At 54.2% G+C, this 18,748-nt stretch carries 17 protein-coding genes; 12 read left to right on the top strand and 5 right to left on the bottom strand.

Features of this window, described 5'->3' with window-relative positions; all coding sequences use genetic code 11:
* Window positions 1-19: 19 nt before the first annotated feature.
* The 5 genes from sdhB to MHH78_RS08450 all read left to right on the top strand — a co-directional run bounded on the left by sdhB (window position 20) and on the right by MHH78_RS08450 (window position 4,342).
* Window positions 20-784, top strand: coding sequence for a succinate dehydrogenase iron-sulfur subunit (gene sdhB, locus MHH78_RS08430; protein WP_036727090.1), 765 nt, complete (start codon window positions 20-22; stop codon window positions 782-784).
* A 373-nt stretch (window positions 785-1,157) separates the two neighbouring features.
* Window positions 1,158-1,991, top strand: coding sequence for a DUF3891 family protein (locus MHH78_RS08435; RefSeq protein WP_341167118.1), 834 nt, complete (start codon window positions 1,158-1,160; stop codon window positions 1,989-1,991).
* 99 nt (window positions 1,992-2,090) lie between these two features.
* The gene (locus MHH78_RS08440) at window positions 2,091-2,777 is read left to right on the top strand and encodes an ion channel (RefSeq protein ID WP_341167119.1); all 687 of its coding nucleotides are present in this window, start codon (window positions 2,091-2,093) and stop codon (window positions 2,775-2,777) included.
* A gap of 37 nt (window positions 2,778-2,814) precedes the next feature.
* Entirely contained in the window at window positions 2,815-3,747 is a 933-nt protein-coding gene (locus tag MHH78_RS08445) for a metallophosphoesterase (protein WP_076082256.1), read from the top strand.
* Between the two features lie 52 nt (window positions 3,748-3,799).
* Window positions 3,800-4,342 (top strand): GNAT family N-acetyltransferase, encoded by a 543-nt coding sequence (locus MHH78_RS08450; RefSeq protein WP_339250861.1) that lies wholly within the window; start codon window positions 3,800-3,802, stop codon window positions 4,340-4,342.
* A gap of 383 nt (window positions 4,343-4,725) precedes the next feature.
* On the opposite strand, the gene MHH78_RS08455 is transcribed toward MHH78_RS08450, so the two are convergent.
* The gene (locus MHH78_RS08455) at window positions 4,726-6,285 is read right to left on the bottom strand and encodes an IS1182 family transposase (protein WP_341167120.1); all 1,560 of its coding nucleotides are present in this window, start codon (window positions 6,283-6,285) and stop codon (window positions 4,726-4,728) included.
* An 820-nt stretch (window positions 6,286-7,105) separates the two neighbouring features.
* On the opposite strand from MHH78_RS08455, the gene MHH78_RS08460 reads away from it, so the two are divergent.
* Together MHH78_RS08460 and MHH78_RS08465 are read left to right on the top strand one after the other, a co-directional pair.
* Window positions 7,106-8,428 (top strand): IS4 family transposase, encoded by a 1,323-nt coding sequence (locus MHH78_RS08460; protein WP_076086935.1) that lies wholly within the window; start codon window positions 7,106-7,108, stop codon window positions 8,426-8,428.
* 471 nt (window positions 8,429-8,899) lie between these two features.
* Window positions 8,900-9,640, top strand: coding sequence for an NADPH-dependent oxidoreductase (locus tag MHH78_RS08465; protein WP_341170296.1), 741 nt, complete (start codon window positions 8,900-8,902; stop codon window positions 9,638-9,640).
* Between the two features lie 190 nt (window positions 9,641-9,830).
* Here MHH78_RS08465 and MHH78_RS08470 read toward each other — a convergent pair whose 3' ends face one another.
* Both MHH78_RS08470 and MHH78_RS08475 read right to left on the bottom strand, forming a co-directional pair.
* Window positions 9,831-10,640: a histidinol-phosphatase gene (locus MHH78_RS08470; RefSeq protein WP_341167121.1), complete on the bottom strand. Its 810-nt coding sequence runs from the start codon at window positions 10,638-10,640 to the stop codon at window positions 9,831-9,833.
* A 45-nt stretch (window positions 10,641-10,685) separates the two neighbouring features.
* On the bottom strand, window positions 10,686-11,588 hold the full coding sequence (locus MHH78_RS08475) for a LysR family transcriptional regulator (protein WP_036701586.1): 903 nt from the start codon (window positions 11,586-11,588) through the stop codon (window positions 10,686-10,688).
* Window positions 11,589-11,974: 386 nt separating this feature from the next.
* Between MHH78_RS08475 and MHH78_RS08480 the strand changes: the two genes are divergently transcribed.
* The 5 genes from MHH78_RS08480 to MHH78_RS08500 all read left to right on the top strand — a co-directional run bounded on the left by MHH78_RS08480 (window position 11,975) and on the right by MHH78_RS08500 (window position 16,873).
* Complete coding sequence (locus MHH78_RS08480) at window positions 11,975-12,430, top strand: chemotaxis protein CheX (protein WP_036727095.1); 456 nt, start codon at window positions 11,975-11,977, stop codon at window positions 12,428-12,430.
* 28 nt (window positions 12,431-12,458) lie between these two features.
* The gene (locus tag MHH78_RS08485) at window positions 12,459-13,235 is read left to right on the top strand and encodes an SDR family NAD(P)-dependent oxidoreductase (protein WP_341167122.1); all 777 of its coding nucleotides are present in this window, start codon (window positions 12,459-12,461) and stop codon (window positions 13,233-13,235) included.
* A 185-nt stretch (window positions 13,236-13,420) separates the two neighbouring features.
* Window positions 13,421-14,908, top strand: a complete 1,488-nt coding sequence (locus MHH78_RS08490; RefSeq protein ID WP_076082288.1) for a DEAD/DEAH box helicase — start codon at window positions 13,421-13,423, stop codon at window positions 14,906-14,908.
* Window positions 14,905-15,651, top strand: coding sequence for an ABC transporter ATP-binding protein (locus MHH78_RS08495; protein WP_036701580.1), 747 nt, complete (start codon window positions 14,905-14,907; stop codon window positions 15,649-15,651). Before MHH78_RS08490 ends, MHH78_RS08495 begins: the two co-directional genes overlap by 4 nt.
* A gap of 1 nt (window position 15,652) precedes the next feature.
* Window positions 15,653-16,873 carry an ABC transporter permease gene (locus MHH78_RS08500; RefSeq protein WP_341167123.1) on the top strand — a complete coding sequence of 407 codons (1,221 nt, stop codon included), beginning with the start codon at window positions 15,653-15,655 and terminating at the stop codon, window positions 16,871-16,873.
* 211 nt (window positions 16,874-17,084) lie between these two features.
* Here the strand turns inward: MHH78_RS08500 and MHH78_RS08505 are convergent, their stop codons facing one another.
* Together MHH78_RS08505 and MHH78_RS08510 are read right to left on the bottom strand one after the other, a co-directional pair.
* Entirely contained in the window at window positions 17,085-17,198 is a 114-nt protein-coding gene (locus MHH78_RS08505) for a YjcZ family sporulation protein (RefSeq protein ID WP_209875980.1), read from the bottom strand.
* Between the two features lie 153 nt (window positions 17,199-17,351).
* Window positions 17,352-18,653 (bottom strand): aminotransferase class I/II-fold pyridoxal phosphate-dependent enzyme, encoded by a 1,302-nt coding sequence (locus MHH78_RS08510; protein WP_341167124.1) that lies wholly within the window; start codon window positions 18,651-18,653, stop codon window positions 17,352-17,354.
* Window positions 18,654-18,748 lie beyond the last annotated feature (95 nt).

Raw genomic sequence — 18,748 nt, forward strand, 5'->3', positions numbered from 1 at the left:
TTTCTAGGAGGTAACTGACATGGCGGAAACAGCAGCAGCTCCCAAAAATGTGAAATTTATTATTACCCGCCAGGATGAACCGGAGACCAGCCCCTATACGGAGGAGTTCGAGCTTGCCTACCGCCCGGGGATGAACGTGATCAGCGCACTGATGGAGATTCAGCGTAATCCGGTGAACGCAAAAGGCGATAATACAGTTCCTGTATGCTGGGAATCCAACTGTCTGGAAGAGGTCTGCGGTGCTTGCTCCATGGTGATCAACGGCAAGCCCCGTCAGGCCTGCGCAGCGCTCATCGACAATCTGGAGCAGCCGGTGCGCATTGAGCCGATGAAGACCTTCCCGGTCGTCCGCGACCTGGTGATTGACCGCAGCCGGATGTTCAATGCCCTGAAGCGGGTCAAGGCCTGGATTCCGATTGACGGCACGTATGATCTCGGTCCGGGACCGCGTATGCCGGAGAAGAAGCGCCAGTGGGCGTATGAGCTGTCTAAATGCATGACTTGCGGCGTCTGTCTGGAGGCTTGCCCGAATGTCAATGAGAAGACTGACTTCATCGGGCCGGCAGCCATCTCCCAGGTGCGCCTGTTCAACGCTCACCCTACAGGAGAGATGAACGCTGAAGAGCGCCTGGATGCGCTCATGGATGACGGCGGGATCGACGGCTGCGGTAACTCGCAGAACTGTGTGCGGGCCTGCCCGAAGGGCATTCCGCTCACGACCTCCATTGCCGAGATCAACAAGCAGACAACGAAGCATATGTTCAAGCGCTGGCTGGGTGTCTGACAGCATCTTAGACCATTCGTCTATAAGCAGAATCGTAGCAGGCCATTCAGGTGTCATTCCTGAGTGGCCTGTTTGGCTGCGCCTGGCATAGTAACAGGTACGGATGTTTCTGGTCGGCTGGAAAAAGGGTACATGTGTAGACAGCCTGTAATGAAGAGCCTGTAGCTGCATAGAATAGCCATACGTGTGCAGGTTCCAATAAATATAGGTGAATATGTTATAATCTACATAGCCAAGTGGAAACGGCTTTGCCGTCCTTTTAAGGACGGTATCGTTTCAGCGAGAAATAGAAGGATAATTTATAGCGTAAAACCTATAAATTCTTATATTTTGGAGATTGCCGCCTGACAGCGGATAACGGGGAGGAATGACTGTGATTTGCCGTGAACAGGATGGAACACTTGTAATGACGAAGCAGCATGAGCACGGGCTGCTGGCTGGAGAATTTGCTAAGTGGTTCAAGGAAGAGCATACGCCCGCGGAAGGCCGCCGGGCTGAGGTACTGTGGGCAGTAAGCAACCATGACCGGGGCTGGATTGATCTGGATGAGACACCGTTCTGGAATGATGCGGAGGGGCTGCCTTACAGCTTCCTCGATTTCCCGGTTGTGCCGAAGCTGACCTTTTATAGACGGGGAATCGATGAGGTGGAAGCGAAGACGCCATACGGGGCGCTGCTGTGCAGCTCGCATTTTGAACGGCTGATTGAGGTGTCGGGTGAGGAGTGCCCGGAGCTGACGCAATATCTGGAGGGTGAAGCGGACCGCCGCGCCCGTATCCACCGAGAGCTGGAGCAGAGCAAGCCGCTTGAAGAAGGCGAGCTGTATTATGACGCCAGACTGCTGCAATTCTGCGATGATCTGTCGCTGTTCCTGGCGCTTAGTAGGCCGGGCAGCGCCGAATCCGAGAAGCACCCCTGGTTCGTAGACGGCTTCTCCGGCAGCGAGGAATTCAGCTTCACCTCCGGCCGTGCCATTGAGGCGGAGTGGCAGGACAGTTCTACGCTGACCCTGACTCCGTTCCCGTTCACGCAGGAGGTTGAAGTGAGCTTCAAGCAGCGGCGGGTCAGCCGCAAGGACATTCAGGCCAAGGGGATTGCCCGCGCCTACCGCGAGGCTCCTGAGGAAGAATGCCGGATCAGAGTCATAAGCGGACCAGAAGAAGATTCGCGGGCTAAGACCGGAGCCGGTCAGCGCACTAAGGGGTAGAATAAGTCCTGGCAAGCCGCAGCTCTGCGAGTATCGGCAGGACCGGATAAGGACCTTCCCGGCGGGAAGCCGGGAGCTTAGAACAGGAGCGTAAAAGCCATGGCATGGTGGATCTGGGCTTTTAATATCATTGTCATTGTATTCCTGGTAGTGAGGTTTGCCGGGTTGAAGCTGAACTGGATGGGCAGAGGCGTGCTGCTTGCTCCTATTCTGATCTATGCGCTGATCTCGGTGGAGGATCTGCTGAACCTGATCGATCTGGGGACGATTGTGCCCGGCAACCGGGGACTGCGCGGACTGATTCTGTTTTTTGTCCTGGCTTCAGTCCTGTTTTATATTCTGTTTATTTTCCATGAAATCAGGGATTCCAACAGTAAGGAAGTCAGAATGCAGCAGACGCTGGTCCGGATCAGCATCGCTGCGTTCACCTGCATTCTTTTTTTTACAGTCGTATATACATCGATCTATAAGCTGTTTGGACAGTCCTCGTTCCAGGGAGAAGGCTTGGGCCAGGATCTGCTTAGCCAGTTGATTACGTTCCTCTATTTCAGCGTGGCTACTTTTACGACCGTCGGTTACGGAGATATAGCTCCCATAGACAATACCTCAAGGCTGGTTGTAGTTATGCATATCTGCTTCAGCTTCATTACGGTCGCCTATGCGCTGTCCATGCTGGGCTTGTTCCGCAAGATTCTTGGGGTAAATACCACGGAGGAAGAGATTGAGGCGGCCATTGAAGTAGATATTGATGACAAAGTGGATGACGCCGTAGCCGATCGACAATAACCCGATTAGAATTCAAGACAGAGAGGAGAATCTCCCTATGAAAAAATCGTTCGGAGGCTCTCCCGAGCGTACGGTTCCTGCTGCTGCGGATGGCGCGGGAACAGGCCCCCCGAAGCCGGAAGGCCGAAGCGGCCGCAAGATGACCCGCCGCCAGTTCCTGGCCCGGGGGGCAGGAGCGGTGGTAGGGGCGGGTCTCCTCGCCGGCGGCTATGCCTGGCAGGGGGAGCCGAACTGGTTAGAGGTGACCCGCCGGGAGCTGCCGCTTGCGGAGCTGCCGTCCGCGTTCGCCGGGACCCGGCTGGTCCATTTCAGCGATGTGCATCTGGGCTTCAACAAGGATGCGAAGGATCTGGCCCGGCTGACGAAGCATATCAAGGAAGAGCAGCCGGATCTGATCTGCTTCACCGGGGATATCGTAGACAGCTATGCCGAGGATCTGACCGACTCAGTCCCCCTGCTGGCAGAGCTACAGGCTCCGCTTGGGAAGTATGCCATCCTCGGGAATCATGATTACAAGAATACGGAGCTGCTGACCCGTCTGCTGACGGAGGCCGGATTCCGCGTCCTGCGGAACGAGTCTTATCTGATCAAGCAAGGCGGAGCGACGATTGCCGTAGCAGGACTGGATGACATGCTGCACGGCAAGCCGGACCCGGAGGCAGCCATCCGGGATATTCCAGACGGCATCTTCACGGTGCTGCTGATGCATGAGCCGGATTACGCCGATGTGGCGGAAGCGTACCCGTTTCACCTTCAGCTCTCGGGGCATAGCCACGGCGGTCAGATTCGCCTGCCGCTGGTCGGGGCGCCGTTCACGCCCTACGGATCTCAGAAATACATAGACGGCTTGTATTATACAGAGAATAAGGCCATGCCAGTGTATGTGAACAGAGGTTTCGGCGAGACATTGATGCCGCTGCGCTTCCTGTGCCGCCCGGAGCTTACCGTGCTGACTCTGCGCCGGGGGTAGCCGGACTGCAAGAGTGGGACGCCATAGGCGGGAGAAGAAGAGGGAGAAGTTCATGAGCACTTATGAGATGATCATGGGGATGTCACTGCAAGGTTCTAAGGTAGAACTGAAGAATATGGCGTCCGGCGACGGAGCGCTGCTGAAGTCGCTGCTCTCCCACCCTGAGGTGCAGCCGCATATTCAGCTGCGCCATGGATCGACTTCCCGGCAGGGTGTGCTGGATAAGCTGGTGAACCGGATGCTACACGGCTATGATCCCGGCGCACTGCATGCAGGAATCTATATGTTAGGCCAGCCGGAGCTGATCGGTTCAGTCTCCTTGCAGAACTGGAACCGGCAGGAGGGCCAGGCGGTGCTGGGCTATATGCTGAATCCGTTATGGTGGGGTCGCGGGTATGCGACCGAGGCACTGGGATTGCTGCTGGCCTACGGTTTCAGGGAACTTGGCCTGAGGAAGGTCGAGGGGCGCTGCCGGGGGGATAATTACCGGTCCGCTCAGGTCATGCTGAGGAACGGCCTGACCCTGGAGCGGACCCTGCCGATGGCGGACGGCTCGGGCGACGTAATGAAAGTCTTCACTTTGTCATACAAATGAAATAATGCCGTTATCAAACTCTAACAGTCAGCGGTTAAACTAAGTACATGACCCCCTTTTGAAAATATAACTGCTGTTGGGACCCGATGATTCGGGTCCATTTTTTTTGGCCATGTGCGGGCCTGGGCTCCCGATGAAAGGGATAAATCCCTTTGGATTGGCTGGAAGTGGGCTGAATGGGGAAATGAGAGGGATAAATCCCTTTGGATGGGCCGGAAGTGGGCTGAACGGTGAAATGAGAGGGATAAATCCCTTTGGATGGGCCGGAAATCGGCTGAATGGGGAAATGAAAGGGGCTGTCCCAAAAGTAGATACTCTACTGGTGGGGAAAAATCCCATGCCTTCTTAAAAGATTAATTTGTAAGAAAGGGAGCGATTCTCCGTTATTGGAGGATCGCTCCCTTGCGTTTCTGGTCATTCGCTGCTTGCTTCAGCAGGTTGTGAGCAAGCGAAAGCCAACCGACCTCTAGCGTCACTTTTTCCATGCCGCGAAGCAGAAAGCGCCGGAAGCCCCGGTTATTCTTTAATTGTCCAAATACACTTTCCGGCTCCGTCATTCGACGTACGGCCAATAGATAGCCTTCCTCGCTTCGGAGGATTTCTTTCGCCTGTTTCTGGTATCTAAGCCGCTCCAAACTGACTGCGATTTCCCGGTTTCCGCTTCCCTTCGTGCAGTTTTCTTTTAGCGGACAACCTCCGCAGCTTTGACTTTGGTAATGACGCTTCTTAATTTCGTATCCACTCTCTGTGGTTTCCTTGCTCTCTCGTTGGAAATGCAGCGGGTGTCCAGCTAAACACGTCCAGCGATCCTCGGATCCGTCGTAGGTCCAGTTTTCGATTTTTCCGACGTCGGATTTCCAGGCTTTGCTCTTTTCTTTGTGGTAGGTGCTGTATTTCACGACGGCCTGTATCTCGCTCTTTTCCAGATAGGCGTAGTTTTCTTCACTTCCATAGCCGGCATCTGCAATGACCGTCTTTGGAAGTTTCCCGAGGAATTGCTTTGTTTTTGCCAGATGTGGTTCTAAACAGCGGGTGTCACCCGGTCTTTGATGTATACTGTAGGTTAAAATAAATTGGTTTTCGGTCCCGATCTGTAGATTATAACCTGGTTTCAGTTGGCCATTTCGCATGTGATCTTCTTTCATCCGCATAAACGTTGCCTCTGGGTCGGTCTTGCTGAAACTGTTCCGGTCCCCAAGCAGCTTTTGATATTGTTCGTACTTCTGCAGTCGAGGGAGCAAATCCTTACGCAACGTCCGAACCGTCTTGTTTAGGGGCTTGTCTTTCGGTTTTTCGGCAAGCTGAGCTTCAAGCTTTTGCACGGCTTGTTCGAGTTTCTCACTGTCCATTTCCGAACCCGTGCTGAGTTCAGCCAGATCTTTGCCCTGATTCTCTTGTTCTTCCTGCTCTTCGGCTGCTTCAATGTCAGCGAATAGGGCCTGCACCTTATCTTGCAGTTTCGCTTTGTGTTTGCTGACCGCTTTGCTCCAGACAAAGGTGTAGCGATTGGCATTCGCCTCGATCTTAGTTCCGTCCACAAAATAATGCTTCAGAGACACGTATTTTTCGTTAGCCAGAAACTGAAGCACGGCGGTAAATACCGTTTCGAGGACATTTCTCATCCGCTGGGAACGGAAGCGATTCAGCGTGCGGAAGTCGGGTCGCTGCCGTCCGGCCAGCCACATGAAGGGAATGTTCTCCCGGACCGCTTTGGCGATTTGGCGAGACGAATAGATTCGCTGAGTGTAAGCGTAGATGATGACTTTGGTGAGCATTTTAGGATGGTAGCTGTCACGGCCGCCGCCGGGATAGGCCGCGTCAAAAATGGCGTTGTCCAGCCGATTGACGGCGGCATTCACGACGCGAACGAGGTGATTTCCCGGGATATCTTCTTCCAGATCCATTGGCAAGCAAAGTTGGTCCATGGTATATTGAATGTACAAAGAAACCTCTCCTTTGAAATGGTTGTGTGGTAACTCCATTTTAACAAAAGAGAGGTTTCTTTTTGTGATTTTAGAAAGATTTGAAGAAACTTTTCCCACTTAAACAGCGGAGAGGACGGAACGATTGTGTAAAAGCGGCAGCGGTCGCCTTGGTCTCCGGATTTTCACCGCTAAGGGGAATGAAAAAAATCTGGAGACCACAGCGATTGGAACAACGGTCCGTTCGCGCAGCGTCCACCCAAGTGCTCACGTTGATCCTACTACAAAATAAAGAGCTGTCCCAAGCAGCCATTTCATGGCTTTTGGGACAGCCCCTTTGAATCAGCTGGAAGTTGGCTAAGTGGCCGAATGAGGAGCATTAGTGCACTTGAATTCGTAAATAGTTGGCTAAGTGGCCGAATGAGGAGCATTAGTGCACTTGAATTCGTAAATAGTTGGCTAAGTGGCTGAATGAGGAGCATAAGTGCACCTGAATTCGTAAATAGTTGGCTAAGAGGCCGAATGAGGAGCATAAGTGCCCCTGAGTTCGTAAGTAGTTGGCTAAGAGGCCAAATGAGGAGCATAAGTGCCCCTGAGTTCGGAAGTAGTTGGCTAAGAGGCCAAATGAGGAGCATAAGTGCCCCTGAATTCGTAAGTAATTGGCTAAGTGGCTGAATGAGGAGCATAAGTGCCAATGTCATTAAGTTAAGATATATAGCCAAAAACAAGAAAAAGGCAGGTTATCGAAAAGATAGCCTGCTCTTTTTTTGCACAAAAAAATCTTGACAATCCGTAGAAAACGTGTGGCGAAGCCCCTTGAAAAAACGAGGAGGTTACGCCAATGAATGCTTATGCAAATTCGCTGAAAGACAGACTGACATCTCTCATCCGTGAGATGGCGGCTGCCCCCGCGCCTTACGTCAGAAACCCGGGAAAGGATTTTACCCGAACGAAAAAACTACCCTTTGAAATGGTTATGCAAACCCTGATCTTTATGGGCGGCAACAGCCTCTATAAGGAACTGTTGGAATCGCAGGGCTATGACGTTAACACCGCAACTTCTTCTGCTTTTGTTCAGCAAAGAAATAAAATTTTGCCGTCTGCGGTCGAATCTTTGTTTCACACCTTTACCGCGTCCCATACGGAATTCAAGGATTATCGAGGCTATCGATTATTGGCCATTGACGGTTCCGATCTGCATATTGCAACAGATCCTGCGGACCCGTTGACCTATTCTCAAAGTCAGCCCCACTCGAAAGGCTTTAACCTTCTGCACTTGAACGCTGCTTATGACCTCTGTAACCGGCTTTACGTGGACGCCATCCTTCAACCTCGAAAGCTGCGCAACGAAGGAAGGGCGCTGTCCACGATGGTGGATCGGTCCCCTATTCAGGGGAACGTCATTGTGTTGGCGGATCGAGGATTGGAAAGCTACAATACGTTCGCGCATCTGGAACGGAAAGGATGGAAGTACGTCATACGGGTCAAGGATTTGCATTCGAATGGCATTCTTTCGGGCTTGCACTTGACCTTTGAAGGGGCGTTTGATCAGGAGATTCACCTGACGCTGACTAAAAAACGAACGAAAGCGTTCAGGGATCACCCCGAAATCTATAAAATTCTTCCGGCCACCTCTAGCTTTGATTTTCTGGACATGCAAAAGAACCTGTTTTACCCGATTTCCTTTCGGGTGGTTCGTTTCCTCCTGCCCAGTGGCGATTATGAAACCGTCATTACCAATCTACCGGCTGCTGAATTCTCACCGGATGAACTCCGGGAACTGTATCACCTGCGATGGGGGATTGAGACCTCTTTCCGGGCCTTAAAATACACCATCGGTCTGACCCATTTTCACGCAAAGAAGCAAGAGTCCATTACCCAAGAGATATTCGCAAGAATGATCCTCTACAATTTCGCTGAAATGATTACCTCGCACGTAGTCATTTCCCAAAAGGATAAACGGCACCTCTACCAAGTCAACTTCACGGTGGCCGTTCACGTCTGTAGACATTTCCTGCGCTCCAAGGGCGATGGACCCCCGCCTGATGTGGAAGCTTTGATTCGCAAAAATATTTTGCCGATTCGTCTCACCCGTCCTGGGCAAAGGAATACACGCAGAATACGTAGCAAATCCGCCATTAGCTTCGTCTACAGAGTAGCATAATTCGGTTCGCATGAACATTTTTTTAAGTGGATCTTCCATCCGCTTTGTTTGCTATGCGCTTTTTTCCTTCCTTACACCAAAAACAAACGGCATAGGACGTTTCCCCATACCGTTTTGGATTCTCTTTATTAATTCCAAACTTATCTTTGAACTTATCTTAATGACATTGGCATAAGTGCCCCTGAGTTCGTAAGTAGTTGGCTAAGAGGCCAAATGAGGAGCATAAGTGCCCCTGAATTCGTAAATAGTTGGCTAAGTGGCCGAATGAGGAGCATAAGTGCCCCTGAGTTCGTAAATAGTTGGCTAAGTGGCCGAATGAGGAGCATTAGTGCACCTGAATTCGTAGCGACCATACTTGCGGTATCAAACATTGTTGTACTGGCAGTCTCCAAGCGGATTGAGCTATGATAGTGTAAATGGTACATGGATAAGACAAGTATAGATGGGGGAGGAAATGAACCTTTGAATGATGTGATTAAATTACTTATGAACCACCGTTCATTCCGTAACTACAGCGGGCAGGCGGTGGAGCCTTGGAAGCTGAAGACGATTATTGAGGCAGCCCAGGCGGCACCGTCGTGGGTGAATGGCCAGCAAGTATCGATAATTGCGGTACGCAGCGAGGAACGCAGGCAGCAGCTGTCGGCGCTGAGCGGTAACCAGAAGCATGTGGCGGAAGCACCGGTATTCCTGGTGTTCTGCATGGACTTTCACCGGGCCAAGCTTGCGGCAGAGCTGGAAGGCCAGCCGTTTGAAACAGCTGCGGATATAGACGCGCTGCTCGTTGGGGCTACGGATGTCGGCATTGCACTATCTAACGCAGTAGCTGCTGCCGAGTCGCTCGGGCTGGGGATTATCCCGATTGGGGGCGTGCGCCGCAACACGGCAGGGGTGATTGAACTTTTGCAGCTGCCAGAGTATGTATTCCCGGTGGTCGGACTCTGCATCGGCTATCCGGCGGGAGAACAGCCGAAGGGTTCACGCCTGCCTATAGGAGCTGTGTACCATGAAGAGGTCTATAACCCGGATCAGCAACACTTGATCGAAGAATATAATGAGACGCACCGGGAGCTGCTCAAGTCCCAGGGGCTGACGGAGCGGAGCTGGACCAGCATGATTGCCCGCTTCTACGCTCTGAATCCGCAGTATGGGGACTCGCAGCGTACCCTGAAGCAGCAGGGCTTCACCTGTGAGAATCTGAATAAGGAATAAGCACAGTATTAGGTGTACAGCGCAAAAAAGCACCACAGCAGCAGGCAGCGTGACGGGGAGTGTCCCGTTACGCTGCCTGTTTGCGCGGTGCTCGTTGAATGAGGAGGAGCTCTAACGGTAGCGCTTCAAGCCAATGATAAACCTCGTCTTGCCAGATTTCTTGCAAAGCGAGGGTTTTGCATTATACTGCCTACAACGCGACCTTAACCTTCTCGCGCCGCTTGTAATAGACCCAGTATTCGAATCCAATCTCCTTCAGCCGGGCAGCCACCTGATTGCGCTGGTCGGCAACGCGGGCAGGGAGATGGGCATCGGAGCCGAAGCTGACCTCCACGCCGAAGTGCAGGGCCCGCTCCAGAATCTCATCGGAAGGGTACCAGCCGCCGCACAGCTTGGTGCCGCCGGAGGTGTTGATCTCGATGGCCGGGCCGCATTCGCCTATTACACGCAAGGCTTCGTCAATCTCCTTGGGGGCAGCGATCTTGGAGAACGGCGGATAGTTCCCCTTCATGGCATCGATATGGCCGAGAATCTGGAAGATGCCGCTGCGTGCGGATTCGGCAATCAGCCGGTAGTACTCGCTTTTGGAGGCAAGCCTCTGCGCGGGGTCAAGCCCCTTCCAGCGGCCCTGGTTGAAGATACTGACCTCCTCCACATGATGCACGGAGCCGATTATATAATCGAACGGGTATGCGGCGTAGGTCTTGCGGTACAGCTCCGCATGCTCCGGGAAAAAGTCGGATTCCATACCGAGCAGAACATCAATGCGGCCTTTGTATTCTTTTTGCAGCGACAATACTTCTTCTACATAGTGGACCAGCTCGGACTTGGCCATAGCAATGCGCGGAAAAGCCTGCTCGGACGGGCTTCCGAAGTAAGGTGAATGATCGGAAATACCGATGACATCCAGCCCCGCCGCTATTGCGGCTTCAATATAATCCCGGATCGTGCCGTCAGCATGGCCGCAGCGGAAATGATGGGTATGCAGGTCGAACTTCATAATGGGAACATCTCCTTAGGCCAATATGGCGAAATAGGGTGCAGGTTACTCTGAGCCGATGAACTGGGTCTCGGGCATTCCCTTAAGGTCGCTCAGGAACTGTCTCATCGCAGAGTTGACATATTTGCCCGACTTGGTAATAACACCTACAGGATGGGTAACCTCAAGCTCGATGATCGGGACGATCCGCAGGGTGCCGCTTCTGACCTCGGCAGTGACAGACTGCTTGGAGATGACCGCCGCTCCCAGATCAAGCTCGACCATCCGCTTCACTTCCTCACTGCTGGTCAGCTCCATAATCACCAGCGGCTGAATACCGTGCCTCGCCAGTACCTCATCGACAAATTTCCGGCCGACCGTATCCGGTGAGAGCAGGATGAGCGGGATGGTGCCCAGTGCCTCGATCCCGGCTGTTTTGACCTGGGCCAGCGGATGGCGGGGCGAAACCACCAGTTCAAAAGTATCATAATACAGGACCGAGGTCGTCATCCCCGGATTACGGCCGATCAGATAGCCGATGCCGACATCCACAATCCCGTTCTCGACTTGCTGGTAGATCTGGGAGGAGGACATGGATGAGATCGAGGTTTTGATATGAGGGAACTGATCCTGGAAGTAGGAGAGCACCCGGGGGAGAATCTGGATGGCGATGGAGGTGGTCGTACCGAGAATAATATGCCCTTGGGGATTCTCTTCGAGATCGGCAAGGCGCTGCTTAAGCTCATCTACGATTCCGACAATCTGTTCCGCGTGGGCGAGGAAGACCTTGCCCCTGTCCGTCAGCGTCACCGGCTGGTTCCGGTCAACAAGCTGCGTTTTGAACTCTTCCTCCAGGCTTTTGATCTGGGCCGAGACCGCCGGCTGCGTCAGGTTGAGCAGCTCGCCCGCCTTGCGGAAGCTCATGGTTTTGGAGATGGTGATCAATGTTTCGAGCTGGCTGATATTCATGGACTGTCCCCCTTATGGCTACCGGATGGTGCCGCCGTATATTTGTACAAACAGGGAAAGCCGCAGCTTTCCGGAGGGCGTATGCGCACATGCCGGCTTCCAGAATTAGAGTCTGCAAGCCGCGGATTCTGACAAAGCAGATAGGTACAAGGGTCGCTGTGAGTGCTGCACTCGGAGGGTGTGACGCCGCAGATCTTACGTTTATTGATTAAATTATAGGAGATTCCTCCCGGGAGGGCAATGTTGCGCTCCAAACTATCTTCAGAAATCATTCGACAAGACCATTAATTTTTGGTGAATAATGCCGATATATGAAGTATAATAAATTTTATTGCTTAGGACTTTTGGTATATGACTAAAGACTGGTCGAGGGGGACAGCACTTTCATGAAAGCAGAAGTAATCAATCCGTTTTTAGAGTCTGCGCGCATTGTAATTGAACAGGTGATCCAAGTCTCGCCGTCCACCGGTATGCTGGGGATTAAGGATATTGAACTGATCGATAATCATATATGGATTCAAGTGGGAATGACAGGTCAGCTCAGCGGGAATATTATCTTCGGGATTGCCGAACCGGTAGCACTTAAGATGGTGTCGGCCATGATGGGCGGTTATGTGATAACAGAGATGGATGAGATGGGCCAGAGCGCCATTTCCGAGCTGGGCAATATGATCAGCGGCAATGCCAGTACTATTCTCTCCAATCAAGGGGTGTCGGTAGACATTACCCCGCCGAAGCTGATGAAGTCCGAGGGCATGTCCATCCTGCCGCGCAAAGCATTGAGTATTCCTCTTCTGATGGAAGGCATCGGGGAGCTTGATATTCAGGTTATGATCTCTTAGGCAAATAATCGGGAGTTGAACCTATTCCATGGCAGTACAAGGCAAGATTGTGGTGATTACAGGAGCTTCCAGCGGGATTGGAGCGCTTACGGCACAGATGCTCAGCGAGCGTGGGGCGGTCCCCGTTCTGCTGGCCCGGTCCAGGGACAAGCTGCAGGCTGTTGCGGCGGGCATTCAGGGGGAGCATGGGCTGTTCGTCTGTGATGTGACCGATGAAACGGCAGTTAAGCATACCTTTGCGGAGATCCTGGAGCAATACGGCAGAATTGATATTCTGCTCAATAATGCCGGTTACGGCAAGTTTGCGGCTTTTACAGAGATGGAGTCTGAAGAGTTCGCCGACATGATGGATGTTAACTATATGGGAATTGTGCGCTGCACCAAGGCTGTCGTTCCTCATATGCTTACACGCGGCAGCGGCCAGATCGTGAATGTGGCTTCCATGGCCGGCAAAATCGGAACCGCACGCTCAGTGTCCTACACGGCCACCAAGCATGCTGTTCTCGGCTTCACCAATGCGCTCCGCCAGGAGCTTCGTAAGAGCGGTATTATTGTCTCGGCTGTGAACCCCGGACCTATCGCCACCGAATTCTTCAAAACCGCCGACCCTTCAGGAAATTATGAACGAAGCGTAAGCCGGATCATGATGACGCCGCAGCATGTGTCCGCTAAGATCGTCAAGCTGATGGACAAGGGCAAAGAGGAATTGGATTTGCCCGGTCTGGCAGGCTTCGGCATCCGGCTCTATGGCCTGTTCCCGCGGCTGGCAGACAAGCTGACCTATAACCTGATGAACAGAAAATGACCAGATAAGTATAGATCATAATTACCGTCTGTGGCGTGAACGGCTTGTCCCCCTTTGGTATACAGGATGGTATGACCGTGTTAAATACGGCCCCAACTTAGATTTTATGGCCTTCCATTTGGTGGAGAGGCCTTTTTGGCATATAATGAACATATTATCTTAAGTGAAAAGGATGAAACCCTATTATGAATAAAGCTTCTTTTGCGGCTATCGGCATCCAGGAAGACCTTGCTGCCCGATTGTCTGAATTCGGCATCACCGAACCATCCCCTGTACAGGAGCAGACGATTCCGCTTCTGCTGGAAGGAAGAGATGTTCTGGCCGCATCCCAGACAGGAACAGGCAAGACACTGGCTTATCTGCTGCCGCTGCTGCAAGGGATTAACCCGGACTCGAAATCGGTGCAAAAGCTGGTGCTGGCCCCAACCCAGGAGCTGGCGATGCAAATTCTCCGTGAAGCGGAGCGCTACGGGGCACACCGGGGCATCCGGGCCATGGGGCTGATCGGCGGGGCGGCGATCAAGCGCCAGATTGACAAGCTGCGGGAGCATCCGCATCTGGTGGTAGGCACCCCGGGACGCATACGTGAGCTGATCGGGCTGCGCAAGCTCAAGATGCACGAGGTGAGCACGATTATTCTCGATGAGGCAGATCAGATGTTCCAGCTTAGCGGTGCGGGCGAAGTGACGAAGATCGTCAGCAGTGCGCTGCGTACGCGGCAGCTGGTCATGCTGTCAGCCACCATTGGACCGGAGACCCGTCTGCTGGCAAACCGGGAAATGAAGAATCCGGCGGAGGTGGGCATTGATCCGGAGATGATGACCGCAGCGAGCCTGGAGCATCACTATGTGGTGTGCGAGGAGCGGAACAAGATCGATATGCTGCGCCGGGTCATCCGCCACTACAAGCCGGACCGGGCCATTGTGTTCGTGAACGCTACGGACGACATCGCTGAAGTGACTGCGAAGCTGAACCATCTGGGGCTTCCGGCTGCTGCGCTCTATGGAGATGCGGACAAGGTGACGCGCGCAAACGTGCTGACCCGCTTCCGGGACGGCAAGCTCAAGGTGCTGGTCGCCAGTGACGTAGCGGCGCGGGGCTTGGACATTGAGAATCTGACGCTTGTCGTCAGCTTCGATCCGGCCTTTGACTCCGAGCACTATGTCCACCGTGCCGGACGTACCGGGCGCATGGGCAAACGCGGCTTATCCGTAACGATCGTTACGGAGCAGCAGACGTTCATCATGCGCAAATTCGCCCGCGAGCTGGATATCCAGCTGGACGAGCGGGCGATGGCCTTCGGCAAGGCGCTGGCGGAAGGCGAGCGCAGTGATTTAGGCGGCGGGGGCGGGAACGCCCGCCGCGAAAGCGTTGCCCCGCGCGGCGGCATTGCAGCGCGCACCGGCAAGCCGCAGGTGCGGACCTCGGCGGCTGGAACAGCAGCCGGAGGGACGGGCGGCGACGCGCCGGCAGGCCAGCCGGGCGCAGCGGCTGGCGGCAGTGGCGTTACGGCGCGGCGCGAGCAGCACCGGCCGGGAGTGAGCGCCGGCACGCGCAGCGCGGCGGGGCCCGGGGGCAAGGCCCGCAGCAATGCTGAGCGGGAGCAGAACCGCAAGAATAAGGGAGCCCCGAAATGGCTCAAGAACAAAACCCCGAGAGGTGACGGTCAATGAATACAGCTCCCGTATTGGAAATTACGGGCCTCAGCGGAGGCTACAGCCTGAACAAGCCGGTGCTTCATGACATTGGCCTGCAGGTGCAGCCCGGTGAGATGGTTGGGTTAATCGGACTGAACGGTGCGGGCAAGAGCACCACCATGAAGCATATCCTGGGGCTGATGTCCCCGCATAAGGGTGAGATTACGGTACAAGGGAAGACGCGCAGCAGCGATCCTGAGAGCTACCACAGTGCGCTGTCCTTCGTGCCGGAGTCCCCTCTGCTCTATGAGGAAATGACGGTTCGTGAGCATGTAGAATTCACTGCCAGAGCGTATGGCGTGGAGCGCAGTGATTATGAATCACGCACCAGCCAGCTGGCTGCACTCTTCAATATGGAGGACAAGATGGATACCTTGTCGTCTCATCTGTCCAAGGGCATGAAGCAGAAGGTGATGATTATGTGCGCATTCGTAGCGCGTCCGGCCCTGTATGTCATCGACGAGCCGTTTCTCGGCCTCGACCCGCTGGGTATCCGCTCCCTGCTGGATTTCATGCTGGACCTGAAGAAGTCGGGAGCGTCGATTCTGCTCAGCTCGCATATTCTCTCTACGATTGAGAACTATTGTGACCGGTTCATTGTGCTGCACGGCGGTAAGGTGATCGCGGAGGGAACCCTCGCCGAGATGACCGCGAAGGCCGGGCGGCAGGGCTTGAATTTGGAGCAGCTGTTCTACGAGCTGGTTCAGGGAGGGAAATGATATGGATTTGAAGGAGCTGCGCCGGCAGCGGCGCAGCCGGTTCACAGGAAGCCTTGTCCCTTATATGGGATATATCATTCAGAGCGGTGTCGCCATGGTGTTCCTGCTTGTGCTGATTATTTTCTCCGCCTGGTACACAGCGCTGCTGCGCGATATTCCGCCTGGCATACCGATCCGCTGGATTATGTTCGTCCTGCTGGTGCCTGCGGCGGTGCACAGCAGCTTCCGGACGTATCTGCAGACCCCGGATACGATCTTCCTGCTGCCGCAGGGCCACCGGATGAGAGAGTATTTCGCCCCGTCCTGGGTCAGCGGCAATGTGTGGAAGATTCTGCGCCTGGCCTTTATCCTCATTACATTATGGCCGCTGTACATACGCACCGAGGAGTCACCCCGGGGGCTGCTGGCTACCCTGCTGGTGCTCATTCTGGTCAAGCTGTTATCCAGCTACGGGTTATGGCGGGAGACGGCGATGCTCTCCCGCCCCGCTGCGGCTGGCTATAACCTGCTGCGCTGGGCGGTCGGCGCTCTGATGGTTGGCGCCTGGTTATGGCAGCCGTCCATGCGCGCCCTGATCTTCATCCTGATTCTGGCCGCAGCCTATGCGGCCGCGCTGGCCGTTCCCGGACGGCATGCTGTTCCGTGGGAACGCCTGATCACCATGGAGAAGAACCAGGGGACCCGGGCGCTGATGGTCCTCGGCTGGTTCGTCGATGTTCCGGGACGCGAGCAGCGGGTCTATGCCCGCCGTTATCTGTCGCGTTGGGGCAGCGGGCTGAGCTGGCAGCGGGATTCAGCCTACCGGTTCCTCTTGACCAAAAGCTTCGCCCGGGGTGACGTCTTCGGCATCGTCCTGCGGATGGCTGTGCTGGATCTGTTCCTGGTGTGGATGATGAAGGACAGCTATCTCGGCAGCGGCATCTATGTATTCTTCCTCTTCCTGATGGGCATTCAGCTGACGGCGCTGCGCAAGCTGCACAGCGAATCGTTCTGGCTGACCGTCTACCCGCTGCCGGAGGGCAGCAAGGGCAAGGGAACGATCCAGTTTGTCTTCCGGGTCCATCTGGTCCTGGCGCTGCTGACCGGATTGCCGCTCCTGCTTCAGGCCGGGCAGCGCCCGCTGGAAGTGCTGGGCACCTTCGCCTGCGGATTCCTGCTGGCGTATCTGTTCAAGGCCAACTCCACCCGCAAGGAAGCGCGTGTGGATGAAGATGACCTGTAGAACAGATTGCCGCAGCCGACAAGGCGTACCCGCAAGCGGGTATGCTTATCACAAATGGCCTCAGACTCTCGCGGATGCGGAGTCTGAGGCCATTTTCAGAAGATAAGAATGTATAAAAGGGAATTCCCTCTTCATATCAGGTGGAGCAGGGAATGCTATAACACGTGGATCGGAGAGAGCACGCAGCTCCCTCCAGGGGACTCACTCCCTGTTAGACAAAGAGTGAACGGCTGATGATGACCAGCAGGATAAAGAGAACCAGAATCGCTCCAGTGCTTGTGAACCCGCCGCCGTATCCGTATCCGCCTCTAACTTCTTCGCTCATGTTCATTCCCCTTTCGCGTGTGAGTTGTTGTACTTGAGTACATCGTATTGTATGTGCGGAGGGCAGAACGTGTATAGGCCAATGCCGTAGCACCGGGCAAAAAAAATCAGCCCCGGCCTTCCGGGGCTGACGCAGGTATGCAAAGGCGGATGATCAGGCCTTCTCCAAATCACGAATGCCCGCATAGACCAGATCGAACAGATCTTCCAGCTGATCCTCCTCGATACAGGAGAAGGCAATGCGCAGGTCGCTCTCGCCAAGGGCGATGGTGCCCAGGCCGTAGGTGTGAATCAGGTGAAGCCGCAGATCCTCCGCAGAGACAGTAAAGAGCTTCAGGCACATGAAGTACCCGGAGTTGAACGGATAATACGTCCATACATCATTGCCGTATTTACCGCTGTCCAGCAGCGCCTTCACTTTGTTGGCCCGGCCTTTCATGATCTGGAACTTCTCTTCCTTTTGTGCGGCGAATTCCGGCGCCTTCAGCGCGTCGAGCACGAAGGTCTGCGATGGATGTGCTCCGCTGGAGATGGTGGCGCGGATAATGCCCAGTGTTTTTTGCTCCAGGGCTGCCAGCAGCTCCTTGTTCTCCGAAGCGTAGGTGATGAAGCCGACGCGGAAGCCCCAGACGAATTCTTCCTTGGTGGCTCCGTCAATCTTGACCGCCAGCACGCGCGGATGCAGATTCGCCAGCTTGCCGAACAGGGATTCCTTGAGCGAATCCTCGAAAAAGAGTCCGAAATAGGCGTCATCGCTGACCACTACCACATTAATACCTTCTTCGGCGGCGCGCAGGATGGCGGCAACGATGGCTTCGCCTTCCTTAATGCCCGGTGTATATCCGGTCGGATTGTTCGGGAAATTCAGCAGGACGATGGCTTTGCCGCGGTCCTTCTGGGACAGCAGCGCATCCAGCAGACCTTCACTATTGAAGTTCATATCCTCGGTGAAGAGCGGATAATTAACGGTCTCAGTCTGGCGGCGGATGCCGAAGGTCAGCTCGTAGTTCTCCCAGTTTTTGTCCGGATAGATGACGGCATCCCCTTGCTCTGCGAACAGATCGGCAACGATGCTAAGCCCGTGGGTCAGCGCATTCGTTACGATTGGATTACTGAAAGACTTGCCTTCAAGCGACGGATTCTCACGCAGCATCTTCTCCCGCCATACGGAGCGAAGCTCCGGCTTACCTGCTGGAGGTGCGTAGCCGTAAAGGTCTTTGGGACTGTAGGCGGAGAGTTTATCCTGGATCACACCAAGGTGCATCGGCAACCCGTTCTCGGTAGCAATCCCGATGGTGGCGTTATACTTTTTAGCATGAGCCGTTGCCTCTGCGGATTGGCTCAGAATCCCCTCTTTGGGAAAATAGATCGCTTTACCGAGACTCGAGAGCATATCGTATACATGTTCATTGCCTGCCTTGATGCTGTCATTCAATTGTCCAGCCAGTGGATTCATCAGTTTCATCCTTCCGGTATTCTTCTGGGATATATACGCTAACATTGCCTAACATTATAACACCGTGGATTGCCGCCGTCACTTAGGAATGCTGC

It is taken from the genome of Paenibacillus sp. FSL H3-0333, from assembly GCF_038002805.1.
GTDB lineage: Bacteria > Bacillota > Bacilli > Paenibacillales > Paenibacillaceae > Paenibacillus_AQ > Paenibacillus_AQ silagei.